15 protein-coding genes are annotated in these 20,281 nt (G+C 65.0%); 7 read left to right on the forward strand and 8 right to left on the reverse strand.

From position 1 onward, the window contains the following. Nucleotides 1-14 precede the first annotated feature (14 nt). From ACOXXX_RS04550 to dctP, 5 genes are all read right to left on the reverse strand, one after another. Nucleotides 15-1,529 carry a malonate--CoA ligase gene (locus ACOXXX_RS04550; protein WP_422825366.1) on the reverse strand — a complete coding sequence of 505 codons (1,515 nt, stop codon included), beginning with the start codon at nucleotides 1,527-1,529 and terminating at the stop codon, nucleotides 15-17. Between the two features lie 11 nt (nucleotides 1,530-1,540). After that, the gene (locus ACOXXX_RS04555) at nucleotides 1,541-2,782 is read right to left on the reverse strand and encodes a malonyl-CoA decarboxylase (protein ID WP_422825367.1); all 1,242 of its coding nucleotides are present in this window, start codon (nucleotides 2,780-2,782) and stop codon (nucleotides 1,541-1,543) included. Beyond that, complete coding sequence (locus ACOXXX_RS04560; RefSeq protein ID WP_422825368.1) at nucleotides 2,779-4,095, reverse strand: TRAP transporter large permease; 1,317 nt, start codon at nucleotides 4,093-4,095, stop codon at nucleotides 2,779-2,781. Before ACOXXX_RS04560 ends, ACOXXX_RS04555 begins: the two co-directional genes overlap by 4 nt. Beyond that, complete coding sequence (locus ACOXXX_RS04565) at nucleotides 4,095-4,670, reverse strand: TRAP transporter small permease (RefSeq protein WP_422825369.1); 576 nt, start codon at nucleotides 4,668-4,670, stop codon at nucleotides 4,095-4,097. The genes ACOXXX_RS04560 and ACOXXX_RS04565 overlap by 1 nt, the downstream gene beginning before the upstream one ends. A 68-nt stretch (nucleotides 4,671-4,738) precedes the next feature. Then, a complete protein-coding gene (dctP, locus tag ACOXXX_RS04570) occupies nucleotides 4,739-5,725 on the reverse strand; it encodes a TRAP transporter substrate-binding protein DctP (RefSeq protein WP_422825370.1) in 987 nt (328 codons plus the stop codon). A 138-nt stretch (nucleotides 5,726-5,863) separates the two neighbouring features. Between dctP and ACOXXX_RS04575 the strand changes: the two genes are divergently transcribed. From ACOXXX_RS04575 to ACOXXX_RS04590, 4 genes are all read left to right on the forward strand, one after another. Next, the gene (locus ACOXXX_RS04575) at nucleotides 5,864-6,520 is read left to right on the forward strand and encodes a GntR family transcriptional regulator (protein WP_422825371.1); all 657 of its coding nucleotides are present in this window, start codon (nucleotides 5,864-5,866) and stop codon (nucleotides 6,518-6,520) included. Between the two features lie 210 nt (nucleotides 6,521-6,730). Beyond that, on the forward strand, nucleotides 6,731-7,720 hold the full coding sequence (locus ACOXXX_RS04580; RefSeq protein WP_422825372.1) for a Bug family tripartite tricarboxylate transporter substrate binding protein: 990 nt from the start codon (nucleotides 6,731-6,733) through the stop codon (nucleotides 7,718-7,720). A 135-nt stretch (nucleotides 7,721-7,855) separates the two neighbouring features. After that, nucleotides 7,856-8,287: a tripartite tricarboxylate transporter TctB family protein gene (locus ACOXXX_RS04585; protein ID WP_422825373.1), complete on the forward strand. Its 432-nt coding sequence runs from the start codon at nucleotides 7,856-7,858 to the stop codon at nucleotides 8,285-8,287. A gap of 12 nt (nucleotides 8,288-8,299) precedes the next feature. Next, complete coding sequence (locus ACOXXX_RS04590) at nucleotides 8,300-9,838, forward strand: tripartite tricarboxylate transporter permease (RefSeq protein ID WP_422825374.1); 1,539 nt, start codon at nucleotides 8,300-8,302, stop codon at nucleotides 9,836-9,838. 164 nt (nucleotides 9,839-10,002) lie between these two features. Here ACOXXX_RS04590 and ACOXXX_RS04595 read toward each other — a convergent pair whose 3' ends face one another. Together ACOXXX_RS04595 and ACOXXX_RS04600 are read right to left on the reverse strand one after the other, a co-directional pair. Beyond that, on the reverse strand, nucleotides 10,003-12,258 hold the full coding sequence (locus ACOXXX_RS04595) for a calcium-binding protein (protein ID WP_422825375.1): 2,256 nt from the start codon (nucleotides 12,256-12,258) through the stop codon (nucleotides 10,003-10,005). 190 nt (nucleotides 12,259-12,448) lie between these two features. Continuing rightward, a complete protein-coding gene (locus ACOXXX_RS04600) occupies nucleotides 12,449-15,097 on the reverse strand; it encodes a calcium-binding protein (protein ID WP_422825376.1) in 2,649 nt (882 codons plus the stop codon). A gap of 417 nt (nucleotides 15,098-15,514) precedes the next feature. Here ACOXXX_RS04600 and ACOXXX_RS04605 point away from each other — a divergent pair, with 417 nt between their 5' ends. Next, complete coding sequence (locus tag ACOXXX_RS04605; protein WP_422825377.1) at nucleotides 15,515-16,585, forward strand: Hint domain-containing protein; 1,071 nt, start codon at nucleotides 15,515-15,517, stop codon at nucleotides 16,583-16,585. Between the two features lie 90 nt (nucleotides 16,586-16,675). Here the strand turns inward: ACOXXX_RS04605 and ACOXXX_RS04610 are convergent, their stop codons facing one another. Then, nucleotides 16,676-17,182: an SH3 domain-containing protein gene (locus tag ACOXXX_RS04610; protein WP_422825378.1), complete on the reverse strand. Its 507-nt coding sequence runs from the start codon at nucleotides 17,180-17,182 to the stop codon at nucleotides 16,676-16,678. Nucleotides 17,183-17,287: 105 nt separating this feature from the next. Between ACOXXX_RS04610 and ACOXXX_RS04615 the strand changes: the two genes are divergently transcribed. Both ACOXXX_RS04615 and ggt read left to right on the forward strand, forming a co-directional pair. Continuing rightward, nucleotides 17,288-18,274 (forward strand): 2-hydroxyacid dehydrogenase, encoded by a 987-nt coding sequence (locus tag ACOXXX_RS04615; protein WP_422825379.1) that lies wholly within the window; start codon nucleotides 17,288-17,290, stop codon nucleotides 18,272-18,274. 122 nt (nucleotides 18,275-18,396) lie between these two features. Next, nucleotides 18,397-20,181 carry a gamma-glutamyltransferase gene (gene ggt / locus ACOXXX_RS04620; protein WP_422825380.1) on the forward strand — a complete coding sequence of 595 codons (1,785 nt, stop codon included), beginning with the start codon at nucleotides 18,397-18,399 and terminating at the stop codon, nucleotides 20,179-20,181. Nucleotides 20,182-20,281 lie beyond the last annotated feature (100 nt).

Raw genomic sequence — 20,281 nt, forward strand, 5'->3', positions numbered from 1 at the left:
GATCCGGGGTCTGATCAGCCGGTAAAGAGGTCGCCGAACCTGTCGCGAAGGATGTTTTTCTGCACCTTGCCCATGGTATTGCGGGGCAGTTCGTCCAGCACCACCAGCTTGCGCGGGTGTTTGAACCGCGCCAGCGCCTCGGTGATCTGTTGCGCAATGGCATCAAGATCGGGGCCGGACGTGCCGTCGGGCACCAGCACGCCCACGACCGTTTCGCCGAAATCCGGGTGCGGCACACCGATCACGGCGGATTCGAGCACCCCCGGCTGGTCGTCCAGCAGCACCTCGATTTCCTTGGGATAGATGTTGTACCCGCCCGAAATGATCAGGTCCTTGTTGCGTCCGACGATGCTGACATAGCCATCTTCGTCGATCTGGCCCAGATCACCGGTGATGAAGAACCCGTCTTCGCGCAGCTCCTCTGCGGTCTTTTCCGGCATCTTCCAATAGCCCTTGAAGACGTTTGGCCCGCGCACCTCGATCTGGCCGATCTCGCCCTGGGGCAGGGTGTCGCCCGTCGCGGGATCGGTGATCTTGAGTTCGACCCCCGGCAGCGGAAAGCCCACGGTGCCCGCGCGCCGTTCGCCATCATAGGGGTTCGAGGTGTTCATGTTGGTTTCGGTCATGCCATAGCGTTCGAGGATCCGGTGACCGGTGCGCTTTTCGAACTGCACATGCGTTTCAGCCAGCAGCGGGGCAGAGCCCGACACGAACAGCCGCATGTCGCGGGTCAGGTCCGCCGTGAACCGGTCGTCCGACAGAAGCCGCGTGTAGAAGGTCGGCACCCCCATCATCGCCGTGGCCCGGGGCATCTGCGCGATCATCTGGTCAAGATCGAACTTTGGCAGAAAGATCATCGACCCGCCCGCAATCAGCGTGATGTTCGTCGCCACGAAGAGCCCGTGGGTATGAAAGATCGGAAGCGCGTGCAGCAACACGTCTTCCGCCGTGAAACGCCAGTGCTCTGCCAGCGTCTGCGCATTGGACAGCAGGTTGGTCTGCGTCAGCATCGCGCCCTTGGATCGGCCCGTCGTGCCCGAGGTGTAGAGGAAGGCGGCCAGATCGCTTTCCTCACGCGCCACGGTGTCGAAGGATGTCGCCTTGTCCGCAGCCCCGTCCGCGAAGGACCCGCTGCCATCGGCGTTCAGCGTCGCGATGCCCGCGCCGCTATCCTTGGCCACGGGGGTCAGGGCCGTCGTCTTGGCGCCGTCGCAGATCAGCAGTTTGGCGCCGGAGTTTTCCACGAAATACCGCACCTCGTCCCCGGTGTAGCCGGTGTTGAGCGGCAGAAACACCACGCCCGCCTGGGCGCAGGCGGCATAGATCGCCAGCGCCTGGGGCGATTTTTCCACCTGCAGCGCCAGCCGGTCGCCGGGGGCCAGCCCAAGTGCGGTCAGCTGATGCGCAAAGCGCGCGGTCATCTGCAAAAAGGCGTCGTGGGTCAGGGTGGCGCCGTCGGGCAGGTGCAGAAACGGCGTGTCGCGGCCCCGGTGGCGACCGAACAGCGTATCGTAAAGCGGGTTGGCCATGGCGCGATCCTTCAAGCGTCTTCAAATGCAGCGGCGGCGGCAAGGCTGCGCACCGTGGACGATGCGGCGACGGTGCCGGAGGCCGCGAATTTTTCGTGGTTCTGGGTGATCCGGTCGCGGTCGTAAAGGTAATTGACCATGACCCCTCCCGATTGGCGCCTGCCGTTTTCAGAGGTGTCGGCATCGGCATGTACCGCCTCGACCCGGGCCCCGTTGCCAAGATGAAAGCGCGCCACCGGATCGATCGGCAGGCCGTCGCCGCGCTTGGCCTGTGTCAGATAGTGGGCGGCCAGTTGACGCGCGCGGGTGGCGTCGGCGCCTTCCAGCGTCTCGTTCCGGTCGGCCAGCCAGCGCGCGAGCCCCGGGATCGGGGACAGGGTGACAAAGGTCGAAAGGTTCGGCAGCGCCTGCGACAGGTCGGCGACCACCTGCTTGATCAGCGAATTGCCGAAGGAAATGCCCGCAAGCCCCGCCTGACAGTTCGAGATCGAATAGAACGTTGCGGTCCGGGCATCCTGTTCGGGCAGGATGTCGCGCCCGCTTTCCAGCAGGCCTTGCACCGATCCCGGGATCGCGGATGTCAGTGCCACCTCGACAAAGATCAGCGGTTCGCTCGGCATCGCCGGGTGGAAGAAGGCAAAGCAGCGCCGGTCCTCTGGCTGGACCCGGCGGCGCAGATCGTCCCAGCTGTCGATGGCGTGCACGGCCTCGTAGGCGATGATCTTTTCCAGAATCTCTGCCGGGCTTTCCCAGTCGATGGGGCGCAGCACCAGGAATCCGCGGTTGAACCACGACATGAAGAGATGCCGCAAGTCCAGGTCCAGCATGGCGAATTCCGGGTTGTCGGGGATCATCCGCAGAAGATCCGCCCGCATGCGCACCAGCTGTCCAGTGGCCCCCGGCACCCGGTTGAGCCGCCGGGCCAGTTCCTGCCGCGGCGGCTCTGCCGCGGCCATCAGCGTGCGGTAGCTGGCCTTGTCCGGCTGCGCCTCGTAAGCATCCAGCGCAGCGCGCACGGCGCCCGGATCCACCCCCTGATGATCCGTCAGAAACGCGAAGAAGGCGCGTTTTTCATCCCAGCTCAGGTCGGCATAGCGGTCGAGGATCAGCCGCGCCAGCAGGCCGCCCGACATCTCGCCGGGGTTGCCCAGCAGATCGGTGCACAGTTCGGTCATCGACCGGCTGTCCTGCGCGCCCGACCGTCGGTAGCGCCGTTCGAAGACGGTGCTCAGGATATCGGCCAGAATGCTCAAAACCCTGGCCCCATCACCGCGTCGGGCAGCCACGTGGCCAGCCCCGGGAACATGCACAGCAGCACGATGGCGACGATCATGCAGGCCACGTAGGGCAGTGACCCGGTCAGGATCGTGCGCAGCGAAATGTCGGGCGCGATGCCGTTGATGACGTAAAGGTTCAGGCCGACAGGGGGCGAGATCAGGCCGATTTCCATGTTGATCGTCAGCACCACGGCGAACCAGATCGGATCAAAGCCCGCCGTCGTGATGATTGGCAGCAGGATAGGGGCCGCCATCAGGATGACCGCGACGGGGGGCAGGAAAAAGCCCGCGATGATCAGAAAGACGTTGATCGCCCCCATCAGCACCCAGCGGTTGACGTCAAGCGTGCCGATCCATTCCGCGATGCTCTGCGTGATGAAGAGCGAGCTCAGCATGTAGCTGAAGACCCCGGCGGCGGCGATGATGAAAAGGATCATCACCGATTCGCGCGTGCTGTCGCGCAGCACAGTCCAAAGCGCCGCGGGATGCCACATACGGTAGATCAGCACCGCAATCACCAGACACAGAAGCGCGCCTACGGCGGCGGTTTCCGACGGCGTCGCGATGCCGCCGTACATGGCGTAAAGCACGCCCAGGATGATCAGCAGGAAGGGCAGGACGCGGGGCAGGATCTCGAACTTCTGCTTCCAGGAATAGTTTGTCGCGGTCAGCACCTGCGCGTCGCCAGACCGCCAGGTGGCGTAGATCGACCAGGCCATGAACAGACCCACCAGCATCAGCCCCGGAAACACACCCGCCAGGAACAGCCGCCCGATCGAGGTTTCGGTGGCGATTCCGTAGACGATCATCGTGACCGACGGCGGAATGAGGATGCCCAGCGTCCCGCCCGCCGCGATCGACCCGGCGGCGACGCCGTCGGGGTAGCCGCGCTTGCGCATCTCGGGGATGCCCATCTTGCCGATGGCTGCACAGGTGGCCGGACTGGAGCCGGACATCGCCGCAAAAAGCGCGCAGGCCCCGAGGTTCGAGATCACCAGCCCGCCCGGCACCCGGGTCAGCCAGCGTTCCAGCGCCTCGTAAAGGTCGGCCCCCGCCCGGGTCGAGGCGATGCTCGACCCCATGATGATGAACATCGGAATGGACAGCAGGGCAAAGTTGTCGAGCTTGCCGAAAAGGATCTCCGGCATCAGCTCGAGCGAGCGCATGCCGTCGAATATGATCAAGAAACCGGCCGACACGATCAGCAGCCCGATGGCCACCGAAACGCCGGAAAAGAGCACGAGGATGGTCGTGACCGCGACCAGCGCGCCCAGAAGCAGCGGATCCATCAGACATCCCCCACGCGGGCGGCAAGGCCCTCTTGTTCGATGCCGAAGGGCTTTTCGATGCCGGCCACGACGGCATAAAGATCGGCCACCAATTGCAGCAGCAACAGCGCCAGCCCGATGGGCAGCGACAGGTAGGGCTTCCACAGCATCACACCCCAGACCGTGTCAGAGCGCCAGCCGCGTTCCCAGGCGAAGTGCCAGAATTCATAGGCATAAAACAGCATCACCGCGATGATCAGCGCCGAAAGGCCGAGCGTGAAGATGCAAAGCACCTTGCGCGCCTTCAGCGGCAGGGCGAGCGGCACCAGATCCACGTTCACATGCCCGCGCAGGCGCTGCACGTACGGCAGCCCGATCAGCGTCGCGGCGATCATCAGGTAGATCACCGCTTCGGTCTGCCACACGGTCGACCCGTTCAGCACGAAGCGGATAAAGATCATCTGGCAGACGATAAAGACCGCTACGACGATCATCCCTGCGGAGATCCAGCCCGCGAGCGTCGAGATCGCGGCAACGGCTTTCAGGAACGGGTTGTCACCGGTGCGCGCGGCACCTTGAGGGCTTGGGCCGGACATCTGGCCTCCTGTCGGACTGGGGATTGCAGCGGGGTGGGCGCGCCTGATCCGGCGCGCCCGGGCAGGGGTCAGTCGACCGCAAGCGCCATATCAAGAAGCTTTTGACCGTCGGGTGTTTCCTCGACAAACGCCTTGTACGAGGTCTCGGCCGCGATGTCGCGCCAGGCGTTGAACTCTTCCTCGGTCATCTCGGCGATCTCGACGCCGTTCTCGGCAAAGACGTCACGGGCATTGGCGTCCTGCTTCTTGGCTTCATCGAGGTAGAAGGCCTGCGCCTTTTCGGCCCCCGCCATCAGCGCGGCCTGCTGCTCTTCGGTCAGCCCGTCGAAGGTGGTCTTGTTCATCAGAAGCGGCTGATACATGAACCAGAGCGCATAATCGCCCGCGGGCGTGAAGCAGTTGACCTGCTCGTAGATGCGGTAGCTGACGAAGGACGAGGACGAGGTGTTGGCCGCATCCAGAACGCCGGTCTGCATGGCGTTGTAGATTTCCGCCGAGGACATCGACGCGATCGACGCACCTGCGCCTGCCAGCATCTGCTCGAACGCCTTGCCGGCGGCGCGGGTCTGTTTGCCCTGCACGTCGTCGGGCGCGGTGATGCAGCCTTCCTTGCCGGCGAAACCGCCCGCGAGGTAGCCGTGCACGAGCACCATGACGTCGTCTTCGGCCATCTTTTCTTCCAACGCGGCCATGAAGTCGCTTTCGACGAGGCGCGCGGCGTGGTCGTGGTTTTTCACCAATCCCGGCATCAGGGTCAGGTTGTAGCTAGGCTGCTGACCGCCCGCATAGCTGAGCGGCAGGACCGTCATGTCAAGCTGCCCGCGGCTGAGCGGCGTGTACTGTTCGCGCGCCTTGAAGAGCGACTGCGAGCCGAAGATCTTGATGTCCAGGTCGACATCCGCGGCGGCGACTTCGTCGGCGACGATCTGCGCCACCTGGTGGCGCACGTCGGAATTGGACCACTGGTGCGACAGCCGCAGATCAGCGGCGACGGCGGCGGTGCCGAGGGTGACCGCGCAAGCGGCGGCCAAGGCGGTGGTTGTCAGATAGTTCATGTCATTCCTCCCAGAATGCCCGTTCCCCTCCGGACGGGCTTGGGCAGAGGGTGGGGCAACGCGCATGCGGAGTCAAACAAATTGTATACAAGAAAATTGATCTTGCCGACAAAAGCCTGCGCACGCTAGGATATCGTCATGACCGGCCAGCGCCAGATCACCATCGCCGAAGAGCTTGAGGAACTGGTGTTCTCGGGCGAATACCGCGATGGCGACCGTCTGGACGAAATCACCCTGGCCGCGCGGTTCGGTGTGTCGCGCACTCCGGTGCGCGAGGCGCTGCAGCGGCTGGTGGCCTCGGGCCTGGCCGAACAGAAACCCCGGCGTGGTGTCTTTGTCCGTCAGCCCGGCCCGGTGGCTTTGATGGAGATGTTCGAAACCATGGCCGAGATCGAGGCGGCCTGCGGGCGCCTGGCCGCCAGCCGTATCTCGGATGCCGCACTGCGCGACCTCGCGGCGACGAACATCCGTTGCAGCAAGGCGGTCGAGGCGGGCGATGCCGATGGCTATTATCGCGAGAACGAACATTTCCATCACGTGATCTATCGCGAAGCGGGCAACAGCTTTCTTGAAGGCGAGGCGCTGCGCCTGCATCGCAGGCTCAAGCCCTTTCGCCGGGTGCAGCTGCGCTGGCGTGGGCGCATGGCGCAGTCCATGTCGGAACACGAAACCATCGTGCGCGCCCTGACCGACGGTGACGCGGCGCTGGCCGCTGACACCCTGCGCAGCCACGTCGCTGTTCAGGGCGAGAAATTTCACCAGCTCATGGCGTCGCTGCGCACCGCCGCGCAGTAGCGCGCCGGGCTTTCGTTCCGCCTTGAATCCCACCGGCGACCGCGATTGACAATTTTTGCGACGTTGATCCTTTGAAAGGTTCGTGACAGGTTGACGCACTATGAGCAATGCTCAGGCCATGCGCGGCTGAGGAGGCTGGGATCGTTCCCGGACAGCGCGGATGGCGCGGTTGCCGGGATGCCCGGTAGACCCACCACATGGAGGAAAGACATGATACCGAAGACAACTCGCCTGGCGTTGGCCGCGGCATTTCTGGGCCTGTCGGCCTTTGGCGCCAGCGCGCAGGGTTTCACCCCCGAAAACCCCGAATGCATCGCCCCCGCCAACCCCGGTGGTGGCTGGGATTTCACCTGCCGCCAGGTCGGCAAATCGCTGCAGGACGAAGGCCTCCTGGACAGCACCATGCAGGTCGTCAACCTGGCCGGTGGCGGCGGTGGCGTGGCCTTTGCCGAAGTCGTCAACAAGCGCGGCGATGACAACGATCTGATCGTTGCGGCCTCGACCGCCACGGCGACCCGACTGGCGCAGGGCGCCTATCCGGGCAACACCATGGATCAGGTGCGCTGGCTGGCCACCATCGGTGCCGATTACGGTGTCATTGCCGTGTCCGCAGACAGCGAGATCGAGACGCTGCCGCAGCTTCTGGATCAGATCAAGGCCGACCCCAGCAGCATCTCTGTGTCGGGCGGGTCGGCCGTGGGCGGCTGGGATCACCTCAAGGTTCTGATTGCCGCCAATGCCTATGGCATCGAGGACGTGCGCACGATCAAGTACATCGCCTTTGACGGCGGCGGCGAGGCCGTGACCCAGCTTCTGGCCGGATCGGTGCAGGCCTTCACCGGCGACATCTCAGAAGCGAAGGGCTTTGTCGACAGCGGCGACATCAAAGTGCTGGCGGTGCTGTCGCCCGAGCGTCTGGACGGCGAATTCGCCGACTTCCCGACCGCGAAAGAGCAGGGCGTGGACGCCATCGGCGCCAACTGGCGCGGGTTCTATGCCCCCGGCGGCATGTCGGACGAGGCTTATGATGCCTGGGTGTCGAAGATCGCCGACCTTTATGCCTCTGACGCGTGGAAAGACGTGATGGCCGCCAATGGTCTGGCACCGCTCGACCTGCAGGGCGACGAATTCCAGTCCTTCGTGTCGGATTCGGTGGCGCAGATCGAAAGCATCTCGCGCGAGATCGGCATCATCCAGTAAGGCTCCGGCCCTGAAATCACAGGGGTCGGCGCAATGCTTGTGCCGGCCCGTCCTCGATCAGGCAAGACGGCGGCCCGGTCTGCCGCCCGCCCTGACCGGCATCCCTGCACACATCACCCGTTGAAGGAGACCGCCATGAGCGACCGTATCTTCGGTGTCATCGGCCTGTTGCTGGCCATGGGCTTTGCCTATGCCGCGCTGCAGATCCAGGAAAGCTTTCTGTCCGACGCGGTGGGGCCCAAAGCCTTTCCGCTGATCCTTGCCACGCTGCTGGGGCTGTCGTCGCTGGCGATCATCCTCAAGCCCGATCCCGATCCGCTCTGGCCCGCGCTGCCGCGGCTGCTCGAGATCCTGTTCTCGGTCCTCGTGATGGTGCTTTACGCGATCTACCTGCCCGAACTGGGCTTTGTCGTCGCGACGGCCATCGCCGCAAGCTATCTGACCTGGCGGCTGGGCACCGCGCCGCTGTGGTCGCTGGTGGTGGGCGTGTCCACCTCGGTCGGCATCTACGTCGTCTTTCACCTGATCCTCGGGCTGAGCCTTGCGCGCGGCCCCTGGGGATTCTGAGGAGCATCCGCAATGGACACCCTTTCGAACCTTGCCGACGGTTTCGCCATCGCGCTGACCTGGCAGAACCTGCTGCTGGCCTTTCTGGGCTGTTTTCTGGGCACGATCATGGGCGCGTTGCCGGGTCTGGGCCCGTCCAACGGCGTGGCGATCCTGATCCCGCTCGCGTTTACGCTGGGTCTGGGCGCCACGCCTGCGCTGATCCTGCTGACCTCGGTCTATTACGGGGCGATGTATGGCGGGCGCATCTCGTCGATCCTGCTCAACATTCCGGGCGACGAACCCGCGATGATGACCTGCCTTGACGGCTACCCGATGGCCCAGCAGGGCCGCGCGGGCGAGGCGCTGTCGCTGTCGGGCATTGCGTCCTTCGTCGGTGCGTTCTTCGCAACCTGGGGCCTGATCTTTCTGGCGCCGCAGCTGGTCAAGATCGCGCTTTTGTTCGGACCGGCGGAATACTTCGCCCTTTTCGCGCTGGCCTTTGCCACGCTGGGCGGCGTGAGCTCCACCAACCAGGCGAAATCGGCTTTTGCCGCCGCGCTGGGCATCGGGCTTGCGATGATCGGCGTCGATACCCAGACCGGCGTGCCGCGGTTCACCTTCGGCGAAGTGCACCTTTATGACGGCATCGACTTCCTGGTCGCCATCGTCGGCCTTTTCGCCCTGTCCGAGGTCTTCATCTTCCTTGAGAACCGGCATGGCGAGGCCGAGGGCGCAGGCAAGAAGGTCGAGATCGGGCGGCTGACCCCGTCGTGGAAAGTGCTCAAGGACTGCACGCCGACGATGCTGCGCACCTCGGGGCTGGGCTTTATCGCGGGCGTGCTGCCCGGGGCAGGGGCCTCGCTTGGGTCGTTCATCAGCTACTCGATGGAGAAGAAGCTGGTCGACAAGGAGGGCACCTTTGGCAAGGGCGATCCGCGCGGCGTCGCCGCGCCCGAGGCCGGCAACAACGCCGCTGCGGGCGGCGCGCTGGTGCCGATGCTGGCGCTGGGGGTGCCGGGGTCGGGCACCACGGCGGTGCTGCTGGCGGTATTGCTGGCGCTCAACATCACGCCGGGGCCGCTGCTCTTCACGCAGAACCCCGACGTGGTCTGGGGTCTGATCGCCGCGCTTTTCATCGCGAACTTTATGCTGCTGGCGATGAACATCCCGATGGTCGGCATGTTCACTCGGGTGCTGATGGTGCCGCCGCGCATCCTGATGCCGATCGTGGCCATGGTCAGTTTTGTCGGGATCTACGGCATTTCGGGGTCAAGCTTCGATCTGCTGGTTATGGTCGGCTTCGGCGTCATGGGCTGGGTGCTGCGCAAGCTCGACGTGCCGCTGGTGCCGATCATCCTGGGAACGCTGCTGGGCAATGCGATGGAGAACAACCTGCGCCGCGCCGTGACCATCGACAACGGCAACTGGTGGACGCTGGTCGACACGCCACTGGCTGCGGGCCTGTGGATCGTGGCGATCGTCGGGTTCATCCTGCCGCTGATCTTCGGCAAGATGGTCAAGTCGAAGATGCGCCGCCAGGGCGATGAGGAAGGATCGCTGCGCGACTGATCCCGTGCGCGGACAGGTATCTTCAACTGCGGTCTGCCCATGGCGCGGTCTGGCGATCGCGCGGCAGCTTGCGACTGCTGTTCGCGCCGGGCGCGCCGCCGCGTGAACATGAAAACGGCGGCCCCGCGGGGCCGCCGTTTCGCGTTTCAAACAATCGTTCCCGATCAGGTGAACAGAAAATCCGCTTCCGAGAAATCGGATTCCCGGGCGTCGAGCACGATGATCGTGTGATCGCCATAGGTCATCTCGACCGCCTGCTGGCCGTCATAGGTGATGTTGGTGATGCCAAGGCGCCCCAGCTCATCATTCGCGGCGCGCAGGCCGGTCACGCGAATCTCGTCCACGCCATCCTCGAAATCCTCGATCACCGTGGTGCCGCCACCCAGCAGCGCGTTGAAGACGAACTGATCCGCGCCGGACCCGCCGATGACCGTGTCCTCGCCGTAGCCCGAGATGATCGTGTCGTCGCCGGCCCCACCATTGATGGAGTCGTTGCCGTCGGCGCCGCCAAGATAGTCGTTGCCGCCGCCGCCGTTCATCGTGTCGTTGCCGAAGCTTCCGCCCGAGGTGTCGTTGCCCGAACCAAGGTCGATCTCGTCCCGGCCGTAGCCGCCGTTGAACCGATCGTTGCCGCTGCCGCCGATCACGGTGTCGTTGCCCGGTCCCGCGCCGCCGCCGTCGTTGCCCGCGCCGCCGTCCATGCGGTCGTTGCCGTCGCCGCCGCCCAGCCGGTCATTGCCGTCGCCGCCCAGCACCGTGTCATTGCCCGCGCCGCCCGGCAGGCGGTCGTCGCCGTCATCGCCGCTCAGAAGGTCATCACCGTCGCCGCCCTTGAGCCCGTCGTCGCCCGCGCCGCCATTGATGGTGTCGTTGCCGTCACCGCCATCGAACCGGTTGTCGCCGATGTCGCCGGTCAGCAGGTCGTTGAACCCGGATTCCACGTAGCTGAGCGTCGTGGCCAGCAGCGCGTCGACCGTGACCACCTGGCCCAGGAAATCGTAAAGCTCCACGCCGAAGGCCAGGTCGGTACCCAGGTTGGTCTGGATCGACACCGACCCGTCGGCGTTCAGTTCCGCACTGACGAAATCCGACAGCGCCGCACCGATCTGCACCAGGTCAAAGCCAAGCTGGCCCTCAAAGATGTCGTCGCCGGGGGTACCCACGAGCGTGTCGTTGCCATTGGTGCCGGCGACGGTGTTCGGTGTGCCACCACCGCCGCCATTGCCGCCGCCACCGTTACCGCCGCCGCCGCCATTGCCCGCGCCCAGCACGTTGATCATGCCGTACCAGTCCAGCAGCACACCGCTGCCGTCGGGGGCGATATAGCCGTAGCCGGTGCCCGTCCCGGTGCCGATCCCGACCTCGAGCACATCGCCCACGGGCGTGCCGTCGGCGCTGTATTCCTGCACGAACCCACCGGCCTGCGTGGCGAAGTTGAGGTTCCAGGTGATCGCGAAACCGCCCCCCGCGAGCGCGTGGACATTGCCGTGGTACTGCTCGCCCGCCTCGTAAGTGCCTGTGTTGACCTGAAATTCGGGGATGTCGATGCTGCCGTCGGGGTTGATCACGCTGGCGTAGATGTTGATGTCGCCATCCTCGGACAGGGCATAGGCCACCAGCACGCGGCCATCGGTGAGCACCGTCGCCTCAAGCTCTCCGTCCAGGAACACGGCGGCAAAGCTGCCTTCGCCCTTGTCGCCGGTCGAGATGCGGAATTCTTCGCTGTCGGACACGCCGTCCAAGGTGAAGAACTGGCCGTAGACCTCGTCGGTGAAGCTGTCCACATGCAGGGCCAGAAGCCGCCCGTCGACCTCGACGATATCCAGCCCGCCGACAACCTGGTAGAACACGCTTTCGTTCTCGAAGGTGCCAAAGGTGCCTTCGACCACCGTGGTGGACTGCAGATCGCCCGCCTCGTCATAGATGTCGATGCGGATCTCGGCTGCGAGAAGGACGCGGTAGATCAGGGCATAGCCGCCATCCTCAAGCTCGACGCTGGACGAGCTTTCCCAGTTCACGAAGGTTCGGTCATAGGTGTTCGTGGACACAACGTTGCCCGACGCATCGTAGCTGATGACCTGGCGCTCCTCCCGGGCGGGGACAAAGACGCCATTGTCGGAGTAGCCGTTGACGAAATGCGACACATGGAACTGGTAATTGCCATCCGCATCGGTGCCCACGTGGATCACGCTGTCGGAAAAGTTGGTGGGCAGATCGCCCGCGCCGGTGTCGATGAGCGTTTCGGGGATCAGAACCGTGCCGTCGGGGGCCACCACCGTGAAATAGGCATCATCGCTGAAATTGCTGGTCTGCGAGGTCCAGGTCACGACAAGGTTGCCGTTCACGACGTAACTGTGCAGGCGCAACGTCGGAGAGGAATTGGCGACGTCGATCGTTTCGCCGGTGAGGGTAATCGTCATCTGTGTACTCCCTGGGTACAGTTTATCGAATACTATTTCCGTGGTCTTGAATGCATCCCGGGCCGCGCTCGGGTGAAAAATCGTTAGTCCAAGTCGACAGGCGGCGGGATGTCATAGATTAATTGGCGGTGAAAAACGGGCGGCGGCATATAGAAAATGGCCGCCGCCCGTCGTCGATCTGCGGAATCCTTTAGGTAAACAGGAAATCCGCCTCGCTGAAGTCGCTTTCGCGCGCGTCGAGCACGATGATCGTGTGATCGCCATAGGTCATCTCGACCGCCTGCTGGCCGTCATAGGTGATGTTGGTGATGTCCAGACGCCCGACGGGATCGGCCGGATTGCGCAGGCCGGTGACGCGGATGATATCGGTGCCGTCCTCGAAATCCTCGATCACGGTGGTGCCGCCGCCGAAGAGCGAATTGAAGATGAAAAGATCCGCCCCCTCGCCGCCGTTGACGGTATCTTCGCCCAGGCCCGAGGTGATGGTGTCATCGCCCGCGCCGCCATAGATTTCGTCATTGCCGTTGCCGCCGGTCAGCAGGTCATTGCCCGCGCCGCCATACATCGTGTCGTTCCCGAAGCTGGCCCCCGACCGGTCGTCGCCGTCGCCGAGGTCGATGAAGTCGCGGCCGTAACCGCCGTTGAACACATCGTCCCCGTCGCCGCCGTAGACGGTATCGTTGCCGGGACCCGCGCCGCCGCCATCGTTGCCGTTGCCGCCGATCATCAGGTCGTTGTCGTCACCGCCACCCAGCCGGTCGTTGCCGTCGTTGCCGATGATCGTGTCGTTGCCGCCTTCGCCCGGCAGCCGGTCATTGCCCGGGCCGCCGACCAGCAGGTCGTCGCCGTCGCGGCCCTTGAGCCCGTCGTCACCGTCACCGCCGTTGATCGTGTCGTTACCCTCGCCGCCGTCGATGCGGTCGGGACCGTCGCCGCCGGTGATCAGGTCGTCGCCCGGGCTCTCTTCGGTGCTGATCGGTCCGTCGGCCAGCAGCGCGGTCGGGGTCACCACCGTGCCGTTGAACTCGAAGAACTCAACCGAGGTGAAGACATCCGTCCCTTCGGACGACACCACGGTGATATCGCCGTTGGCGCCCTGCACGGCCGAGATGATGTCATCAAGGTCGATGCCCAGCACGGCGGTGTCGTTGCCCGGCCCGCCATCAACGGTATCATTGCCGCCTGCCGGTGTGATCGTGTCATCGCCGCCCAGGGCGTTGATCTCTTCGCCGGTGTCGTCGCCGGTCAGGTCGTCATCGCCGTCTGTCGGCGTGTCGCTGGGCCCGGGCTCGGTCACGCCGACGGCATCGATCAGCTGCTGCTGGGTATAGGTGGTGCCGTCGATCTGGAACCGTTCGATACCGAAATAGCTGCTGATCCCGAGATCGGAAAAGATCACCAGCGCGCCGTTCGCGTCGATTTCAAGCTTGCTGATCTGCGCCAGCGTCGTGCCGATGATCGCGGTGTCGGTGCCGCCGAAATCCTCGATCGTGTCATTGCCGCCGCCACCGTCGATGGTGTCGTTGCCAGCATAGGTGCGCAGCCGTTCGTCGGCGCCCGACCCGGTGAGCCTGTCGGTCCCGTCACGGGTGCCGCGGATGTATTCGATATCGCTCAGCGACTGAACGAAGGACTGGCCTTCCCAGTTGCCCGTGGCGACCCCGGTGGCAAGGTTGACCTCGAGGTTCGACACGCCGTTGCGGTCGTACCGCACCAGGTCGAAGCCGCCCGCGCCGTCGATGTCGTCGCTGCCTGCGAAGGGGGTGTAGACGTCGTCGCCCGCGCCACCCAGATAGGTGTCGTCACCATAGCTGCCGCGGATTTCGTTCACCTGGCCCACGATGCTGTCGGTGAAGACGGTGTAGCTGACCGTGTTGGCACCAAGGTCCACATTGATCGGGTCGGGGGAGTTGCGGTAATCCAGCCGCACATATCCCAGGTTGCCGTTCTCGACGGTGATCGTGTCGTCGCCCAGGCCCGGGCGGACGGCCAGGAAATCGTCTTCATCCAGCTGCACGACGAATGTATCGCCGAAATCCGTGCCGTCGACCCGCATGCCGTCACCGCTTACGGCGTCGGCGACATCGACCAGGGTGGTAAAGCCCAGGCCATACTTGTCCACGAAGCCGGTATTGGCGATGGCGTCGATCTCGACCCCGATAGACCCGCTCAGATCGTCATGGTTGAGGATGAAGAAATCCGCCGGGTTCGATTGCGGGCTGAGGATCACCGTGTCGTTGCCCGGACCCGCCTGAACGGTGTCCGTGCCTGCGCCGGGGTTGATTGTGTCGTCGCCCGGACCGGCCAGGATCACGTCGTCGCCGATCCCGCCGTTGAGCGATTCATTCTCGTCGAAGCCGATGATCAGATCGTCCTGCGTCACCGACGCGGTCGGGATCTGGGTCAGGTCAATCGGCGTGTTGGGGGCGTAGGGGCCGGACTGGACGTTCGAAACACCGTTGATCATGTCGTTGAAGGCCGCGAATTCCGCCGCGTTGGTCGCCGGGATCGGATCGCCGGCCAGCCGGACGACATAGTTGCCGGACGTGCCTTCGATCAGCATGACCGTCGTCGCGTTGCCCGCGCCCCAGGTCACTTCGGCGAAATAGACCGCCTCGTCCAGGTCGCCCCGGCCTTCGATCAGCAGCGTGTAAATGTCTTCGGGGGCAGTCGGCACGATCGGCAACAGGCCGTCTTCGTTGGCTGGCGCCCCGTAGGTATAGGTCAGAAAGCCAAGGTTCGGCGCGGTGACAAGCGCCACTTCGGTCAGGCGGAACTCCTCGACAGCGTCATCGTCGTCGAACTCGAAATAAAATGCATCGTAGGTATAGGTGGTCATTGTCGCCTCTGGTTGGTCAGTTTCTTCGTGCCATGCGCGCAGGACTTCGGCGTCGCAGGGCACGCCTGCGATGGACCCAGATCAAGGAGAAGGGGGGAGGAGCGCGCACGCGCCGGATACTCTTTGATCACACGCGTCGGCAGATTTGCAGATGGTATTTCGCGGGTCAAGGATAGACCCGGGGCGATTAGGAAAGACTTTCAATAACCCGCGACCGCCTCCTGATTTCCGGCGCTGTCGGGTGGCTCGCGATGGCCGCCCGCCCCACAAATTTGCAAGACCGACGTTGCGTTTTTGCAACCAATGGTGGCGTTGACACAAACCAGAGCATTATTAAGGCCTTGGCGGGCTTTGCAGACGAGTCTCGGTCTGCTAGCGTCTGCCCAATAAGAATAAAAGAGCAGGCATACAGGCAAAATGAGAACGGGCTTTCGTGGTACGTTCGTCATCTCCTGGTCGCAAACGGAAGTGGACGGTCTTGAAACGGCACCGGTGTCGTCGCTGACAATCGGCGCGGCATGGTCCTGGCGGGGGGACGCCGTCCGGGTGGATGGGCCCAATACGCTTCTGCGGCTCGATCAGGCGGAAGGCGAAGCCAATCTTCGCAAACGCGCGGCGCGCATGGTGCGCCGCCTGGTCGGTGCGGCCGTCGCCGACACCACGGCGCTGGACACGGTCGAGGTGGAGCATCCGCTGACCGACAGTTCCTTCGTGGTCACCGACGGCACCCGCAGCTACACCATCACCTTGATCGAGATTGGCAACGGCAGCCGCCCGCTGCTGATGTTCCTGGATGAAATTCCGCCCCGCGACACCGATCTGTGGATCGTGCATCACACGCTTGAGCCGCGCCTGACCGAGTCTCACGGCACCGGCGACAGCGCGGCGGGCGTGATCTGCTTTACCCCCGGCACCCGCATCAGCACGCCCGACGGCGGGCTGCGGGTCGAGGATCTGCGCGTCGGCGACTGGGTCCAGACCAAGGACAGCGGCGCGCAGCAGGTGCAGTGGATCGGCAGCCGCCGGATGACCGGCGCACGGCTTTTCGCGATGCCGCGCCTGCGGCCCATCCGCATTCGGGCAGGGGCCTTCGGCATCGAACGCCCGGACGAGGAATTCCTGGTCTCGCCGGAACACCGGATGCTGATCCAGGGCAAGGTCGCGCAGGCGCTCTTCAACACGCCCGAGGTACTGGTCGCCGCAAAGGATCTGATCAACGATCACACCGTGACCGTCGACACCCAGGCGCGCGAGGTGACGTATGTGCATCTGCTTCTGCCCCGGCACGAGGTCGTTTTTGCCAATGGCGTGGCCACAGAAAGCTTTCATCCCGCCAATGCCGCCCTCACCACCCTGGCCGAGGCGGACCGCCTGCGGCTGCAGCAGCATCTGCCGGGCGTGGCGGAAAATCCGCATGGCTACGGCGGTTTTGCCCGGCGCAACCTGACCTCGTCCGAAGCGGCGATCCTGCTGCACGAGGCGGCCTGAGGCGCGGCGGCCTGCGCCGCGCACTGTCTTCGATTGCTAGAAAATGCCCGAAGGGCGCTGCCGACCCGCGACAGGGCGCGCGCCGTGGTCTCAGTCGTGGGCTTGTTCGACGGGGGCCACACCCCAAAGCGCCGATTTGCGCGCCCAGCCGCTGTAGCCGCCCGCCTGCACCTCGCACCAGTCCGCCTCGCACTGGCCCAGCCGCGCGATCACCCCGACCTTGAGCTTTGCCTCGACCGGCGACGACAGGGCGGGGCGGGCGTGGATGTCCAGCATGTCCTCTTCGACGATCACCGTCCGCACGCCGGAAAGCAGCGAGTAATGCACCCAGCCGCCCGCACCGTCGCGGTCGCGCACCCGGCGCCAGTGGCCGAATTCGGCGGTGATCTCGAGCGGCATGTCGCGGCGCGTATAGACCCAGTCGATCCGGTGCGTCAGCGACGGGCCGCGCCGCACGTTGCCTTCGGAGGCTTTCATCGACACGTAGCGCGGCAGCGGCAGGTTCGTCACCGGTCCGCGATCCTCGCCCGCGCGTGCCTGCGGCGCCGCCCCCATCAGGGCCACGCACAGCCCCAGTCCCCATAGTTTTGCGATCATGGTTCGTCCTGCCCAGAGTTTTTCCGGCGGAGTTCTTGTGCCCCGTCCTGACTTGCGACACTGTGCCCAAAGCCAGGTCAAAGGGAAAGTCCGAGGAGACACGGGATGCCATCAAAACGTCTGAGTGTTGTCGTGACGCGACGCTTGCCCGAGGCGGTCGAGACGCGGCTCAGGGAACTCTTCGACGCGCGGCTGCGCGACGACGACACGCCGATGACACGGGGCGAGCTGATCGACGCGGTGCAAAGCGCCGACGTGCTGGTGCCGACGGTCACCGATGTCATTGACGCGGGCCTGATCGGGCAGGCAGGCGACCGGCTGCGGCTTATCGCGAATTACGGCGCGGGCGTCGATCATATCGACATCGACACCGCGCGCAGCCGCGGCATCATCGTGTCCAACACGCCCGGCGTGGTGACCGACGACACCGCCGACATGGCGCTGGCGCTGATGCTGGCGGTGACGCGCCGCATTCCCGAAGGTCTGGCAAAGATGCAGGCCGGGAACTGGACCGGCTGGGCGCCCACGGCATTTCTGGGCGGCAGGCTCGCGGGGCGGCGGCTGGGCATCCTCGGGATGGGCCGCATCGGACTGGCGGTGGCGCGGCGCGCCCGCGCCTTCGGCATGCAGATCCATTATCACAACCGCCGCCGCCTGCGGCCCGAGGTCGAAGAACCGCTCGAGGCGACCTATTGGGAAAGCCTCGACCAGATGGTCGCGCGCATGGACGTGGTTTCGGTCAATTGCCCGCACACGCCGTCGACCTTTCACCTGCTCAACGCCCGGCGGCTCAAGCTGATGAAACCCTCGGCGGTGATCGTGAACACCAGCCGGGGCGAGGTGATCGACGAAAACGCGCTGGCACGGATGCTCAAGGGCGGCGAACTGGCGGGCGCCGGGCTCGACGTCTACGAAAAGGGCGTCGAGGTGAACCCCGATCTGCGCGCCCAGCCCAATGTGGTGCTGCTGCCGCACATGGGGTCCGCGACGCTCGAAGGGCGGCTCGAGATGGGCGAAAAGGTCCTGATCAACGTCAAGACCTTTGCAGACGGCCACCGCCCGCCGGACCGCATCGTTCCGGCGATGCTCTAGCCACTGCGGCGACGGCGGCTGCCTTCCGTCGGATACGCTTTGAAGCGACATGAAAAATCCGTCCGGCCCCGGCAGATTTCGTGCTAGGGTTGCCTTCAAGTGATCGCGAAGGAGGCGCCGCCATGATCCGTAACAGTCTGTTGACCGGGCTTTTTCTGTCTTTGGCGGTGCCGCTTGCCGCGCAGCAGGCCGCCGATGCCGTAGCCCCCGAAGCGGGCACCGACGGCAGCTTTACCGCGGTCTCCGAAGCCGCTGCTGCGGCGCTTGCGGCGAAAGAGGCCGGCACGCCGGTCGCGGCGCAGAACTGGATGGTCGCGGCCGCCAATCCCCACGCGGTCGAGGCTGGCGCCCGCGTGCTGCGCGACGGCGGCACGGCGGCGGATGCGATGGTCGCGGTGCAGGCGGTTCTGGGGCTGGTCGAGCCGCAATCCTCGGGGCTTGGGGGCGGTGCGTTTCTGGTCTGGCACGATGGCGAAACCGGTGAGATCACGACGCTCGATGGCCGCGAAACCGCGCCGCTCGCCGCCACGCCGCGGCTCTTCCAGACCGACGACGGGGAACCGATGGGCTTTTTCGACGGGGTCGTCGGCGGCCGCTCCGTCGGCGTGCCGGGCACGCCCGCGCTGATGCAGGCGGCGCATGACAAGTGGGGCCGGTCCGACTGGGCGGGCCTCTTTGACGAGGCGATCAGGCTCGCGGAGGGCGGATTTTCCGTGTCGCCCCGGCTTGCCGAACTGGTGGCGGGCGACGCCGAGCGGCTGTCGCGCTTTCCCGACACCGCCGCCTATTTCCTGCCCGGTGGCATGCCGCTTGCCGAGGGCGACAGGCTGGTCAACACCGCCTATGCCGAGGTGCTGCGCCGCATCGCGACCGATGGTGCGGATGTCTTCTATACCTCCGACATCGCGCTGGACCTGGTTCGCCGTGTCCAGGGGGCAGAGGGCAATCCGGGGGTGATGGAGCCCATCGATATGGCCATCTACCGCGTCAAGGAACGGCCCGCGGTCTGCGTGCCTTATCGCGAACACGAGGTTTGCGGCATGGGGCCGCCGTCGTCCGGCGCGCTGACCGTGGGGCAGATCCTGGGGATGCTGGACGGGTTCGATCTGCCCGGCCCGGCAGATGCCGAAGCCTGGCGGCTGATCGGGGACGCGTCGCGGCTGGCCTTTGCCGACCGTGGCCGCTACATGGCCGACAGCGATTTCGTGCCGGTGCCGGTCGAGGGGCTGGTCGATACCGATTACCTGGCCAGCCGCGCCGAGCTGTTGCAAGGCGACGATGCCCTGCCCGAGGTCAGCGCCGGTGAGCCCGAGTTCGACCACGCGCTGAACTGGGCCGACGATCAGAGCCTCGAGTTCCCGTCAACCTCGCATATCTCAATCGTCGATTCGTACGGCAACGCCCTGTCGATGACCACGACCATCGAAAACGGGTTCGGCTCGCGGCTGATGGTGCACGGGTTCCTACTCAACAACGAACTCACGGATTTCTCCTTCCGCTCGCATGAGGGGGGCGTGCCGGTGGCCAACCGGGTGGAGCCGGGCAAGCGGCCTCGGTCGTCCATGTCGCCCACCATCGTGCGCCGCGACGGCGCGCCGGTTCTGGTGGTCGGAAGCCCCGGCGGCAGCCGCATCATCGGGTATGTGACGCAGGCGATCATCGGCGTGCTCGATTGGGGGCTGGACGTGCAGCAGGCGGTGAGCATCGGCCATGCGGTCAACCGGTTCGGCACCTTCGATCTGGAGATCGGCACACCGCTCGAAACCCTTGGCCCGGACCTCGAGGCGCTGGGCTACGAGGTCAACCTGCGCGATCTCAACTCAGGCCTGCACGCGATCGCGATCACCGAGGATGGTCTGCTCGGAGGTGCCGACCCGCGCCGCGAAGGGATCGCATTGGGGGACTAGGGGAAAGTGGGTTGAAAACCCACTCTACGCGGGAGGGTGAGAATCGGAGATCATCTGCAGGGCGGGCGGCCCGTGCACTGACCTGGCGCGGGGAACGGGC

Origin of the sequence: Thalassococcus sp. BH17M4-6 (assembly GCF_049323015.1) — a bacterium.
Classification (GTDB): Bacteria; Pseudomonadota; Alphaproteobacteria; order Rhodobacterales; family Rhodobacteraceae; genus Puniceibacterium.

Excerpts from the sequence above, each read along its gene's own strand:
- ACOXXX_RS04550 (WP_422825366.1), bottom strand. The coding sequence starts at position 1,529 with ATGGCCAACCCGCTTTACGATACGCTGTTCGGTCGCCACCGGGGCCGC.
- ACOXXX_RS04560 (WP_422825368.1), bottom strand. The coding sequence starts at position 4,095 with ATGGATCCGCTGCTTCTGGGCGCGCTGGTCGCGGTCACGACCATCCTC.
- ACOXXX_RS04565 (WP_422825369.1), bottom strand. The coding sequence starts at position 4,670 with ATGTCCGGCCCAAGCCCTCAAGGTGCCGCGCGCACCGGTGACAACCCG.
- dctP (WP_422825370.1), bottom strand. The coding sequence starts at position 5,725 with ATGAACTATCTGACAACCACCGCCTTGGCCGCCGCTTGCGCGGTCACC.
- ACOXXX_RS04575 (WP_422825371.1), top strand. The coding sequence starts at position 5,864 with ATGACCGGCCAGCGCCAGATCACCATCGCCGAAGAGCTTGAGGAACTG.
- ACOXXX_RS04580 (WP_422825372.1), top strand. The coding sequence starts at position 6,731 with ATGATACCGAAGACAACTCGCCTGGCGTTGGCCGCGGCATTTCTGGGC.
- ACOXXX_RS04585 (WP_422825373.1), top strand. The coding sequence starts at position 7,856 with ATGAGCGACCGTATCTTCGGTGTCATCGGCCTGTTGCTGGCCATGGGC.
- ACOXXX_RS04590 (WP_422825374.1), top strand. The coding sequence starts at position 8,300 with ATGGACACCCTTTCGAACCTTGCCGACGGTTTCGCCATCGCGCTGACC.
- ACOXXX_RS04595 (WP_422825375.1), bottom strand. The coding sequence starts at position 12,258 with ATGACGATTACCCTCACCGGCGAAACGATCGACGTCGCCAATTCCTCT.
- ACOXXX_RS04600 (WP_422825376.1), bottom strand. The coding sequence starts at position 15,097 with ATGACCACCTATACCTACGATGCATTTTATTTCGAGTTCGACGACGAT.
- ACOXXX_RS04605 (WP_422825377.1), top strand. The coding sequence starts at position 15,515 with ATGAGAACGGGCTTTCGTGGTACGTTCGTCATCTCCTGGTCGCAAACG.
- ACOXXX_RS04610 (WP_422825378.1), bottom strand. The coding sequence starts at position 17,182 with ATGATCGCAAAACTATGGGGACTGGGGCTGTGCGTGGCCCTGATGGGG.
- ACOXXX_RS04615 (WP_422825379.1), top strand. The coding sequence starts at position 17,288 with ATGCCATCAAAACGTCTGAGTGTTGTCGTGACGCGACGCTTGCCCGAG.
- ggt (WP_422825380.1), top strand. The coding sequence starts at position 18,397 with ATGATCCGTAACAGTCTGTTGACCGGGCTTTTTCTGTCTTTGGCGGTG.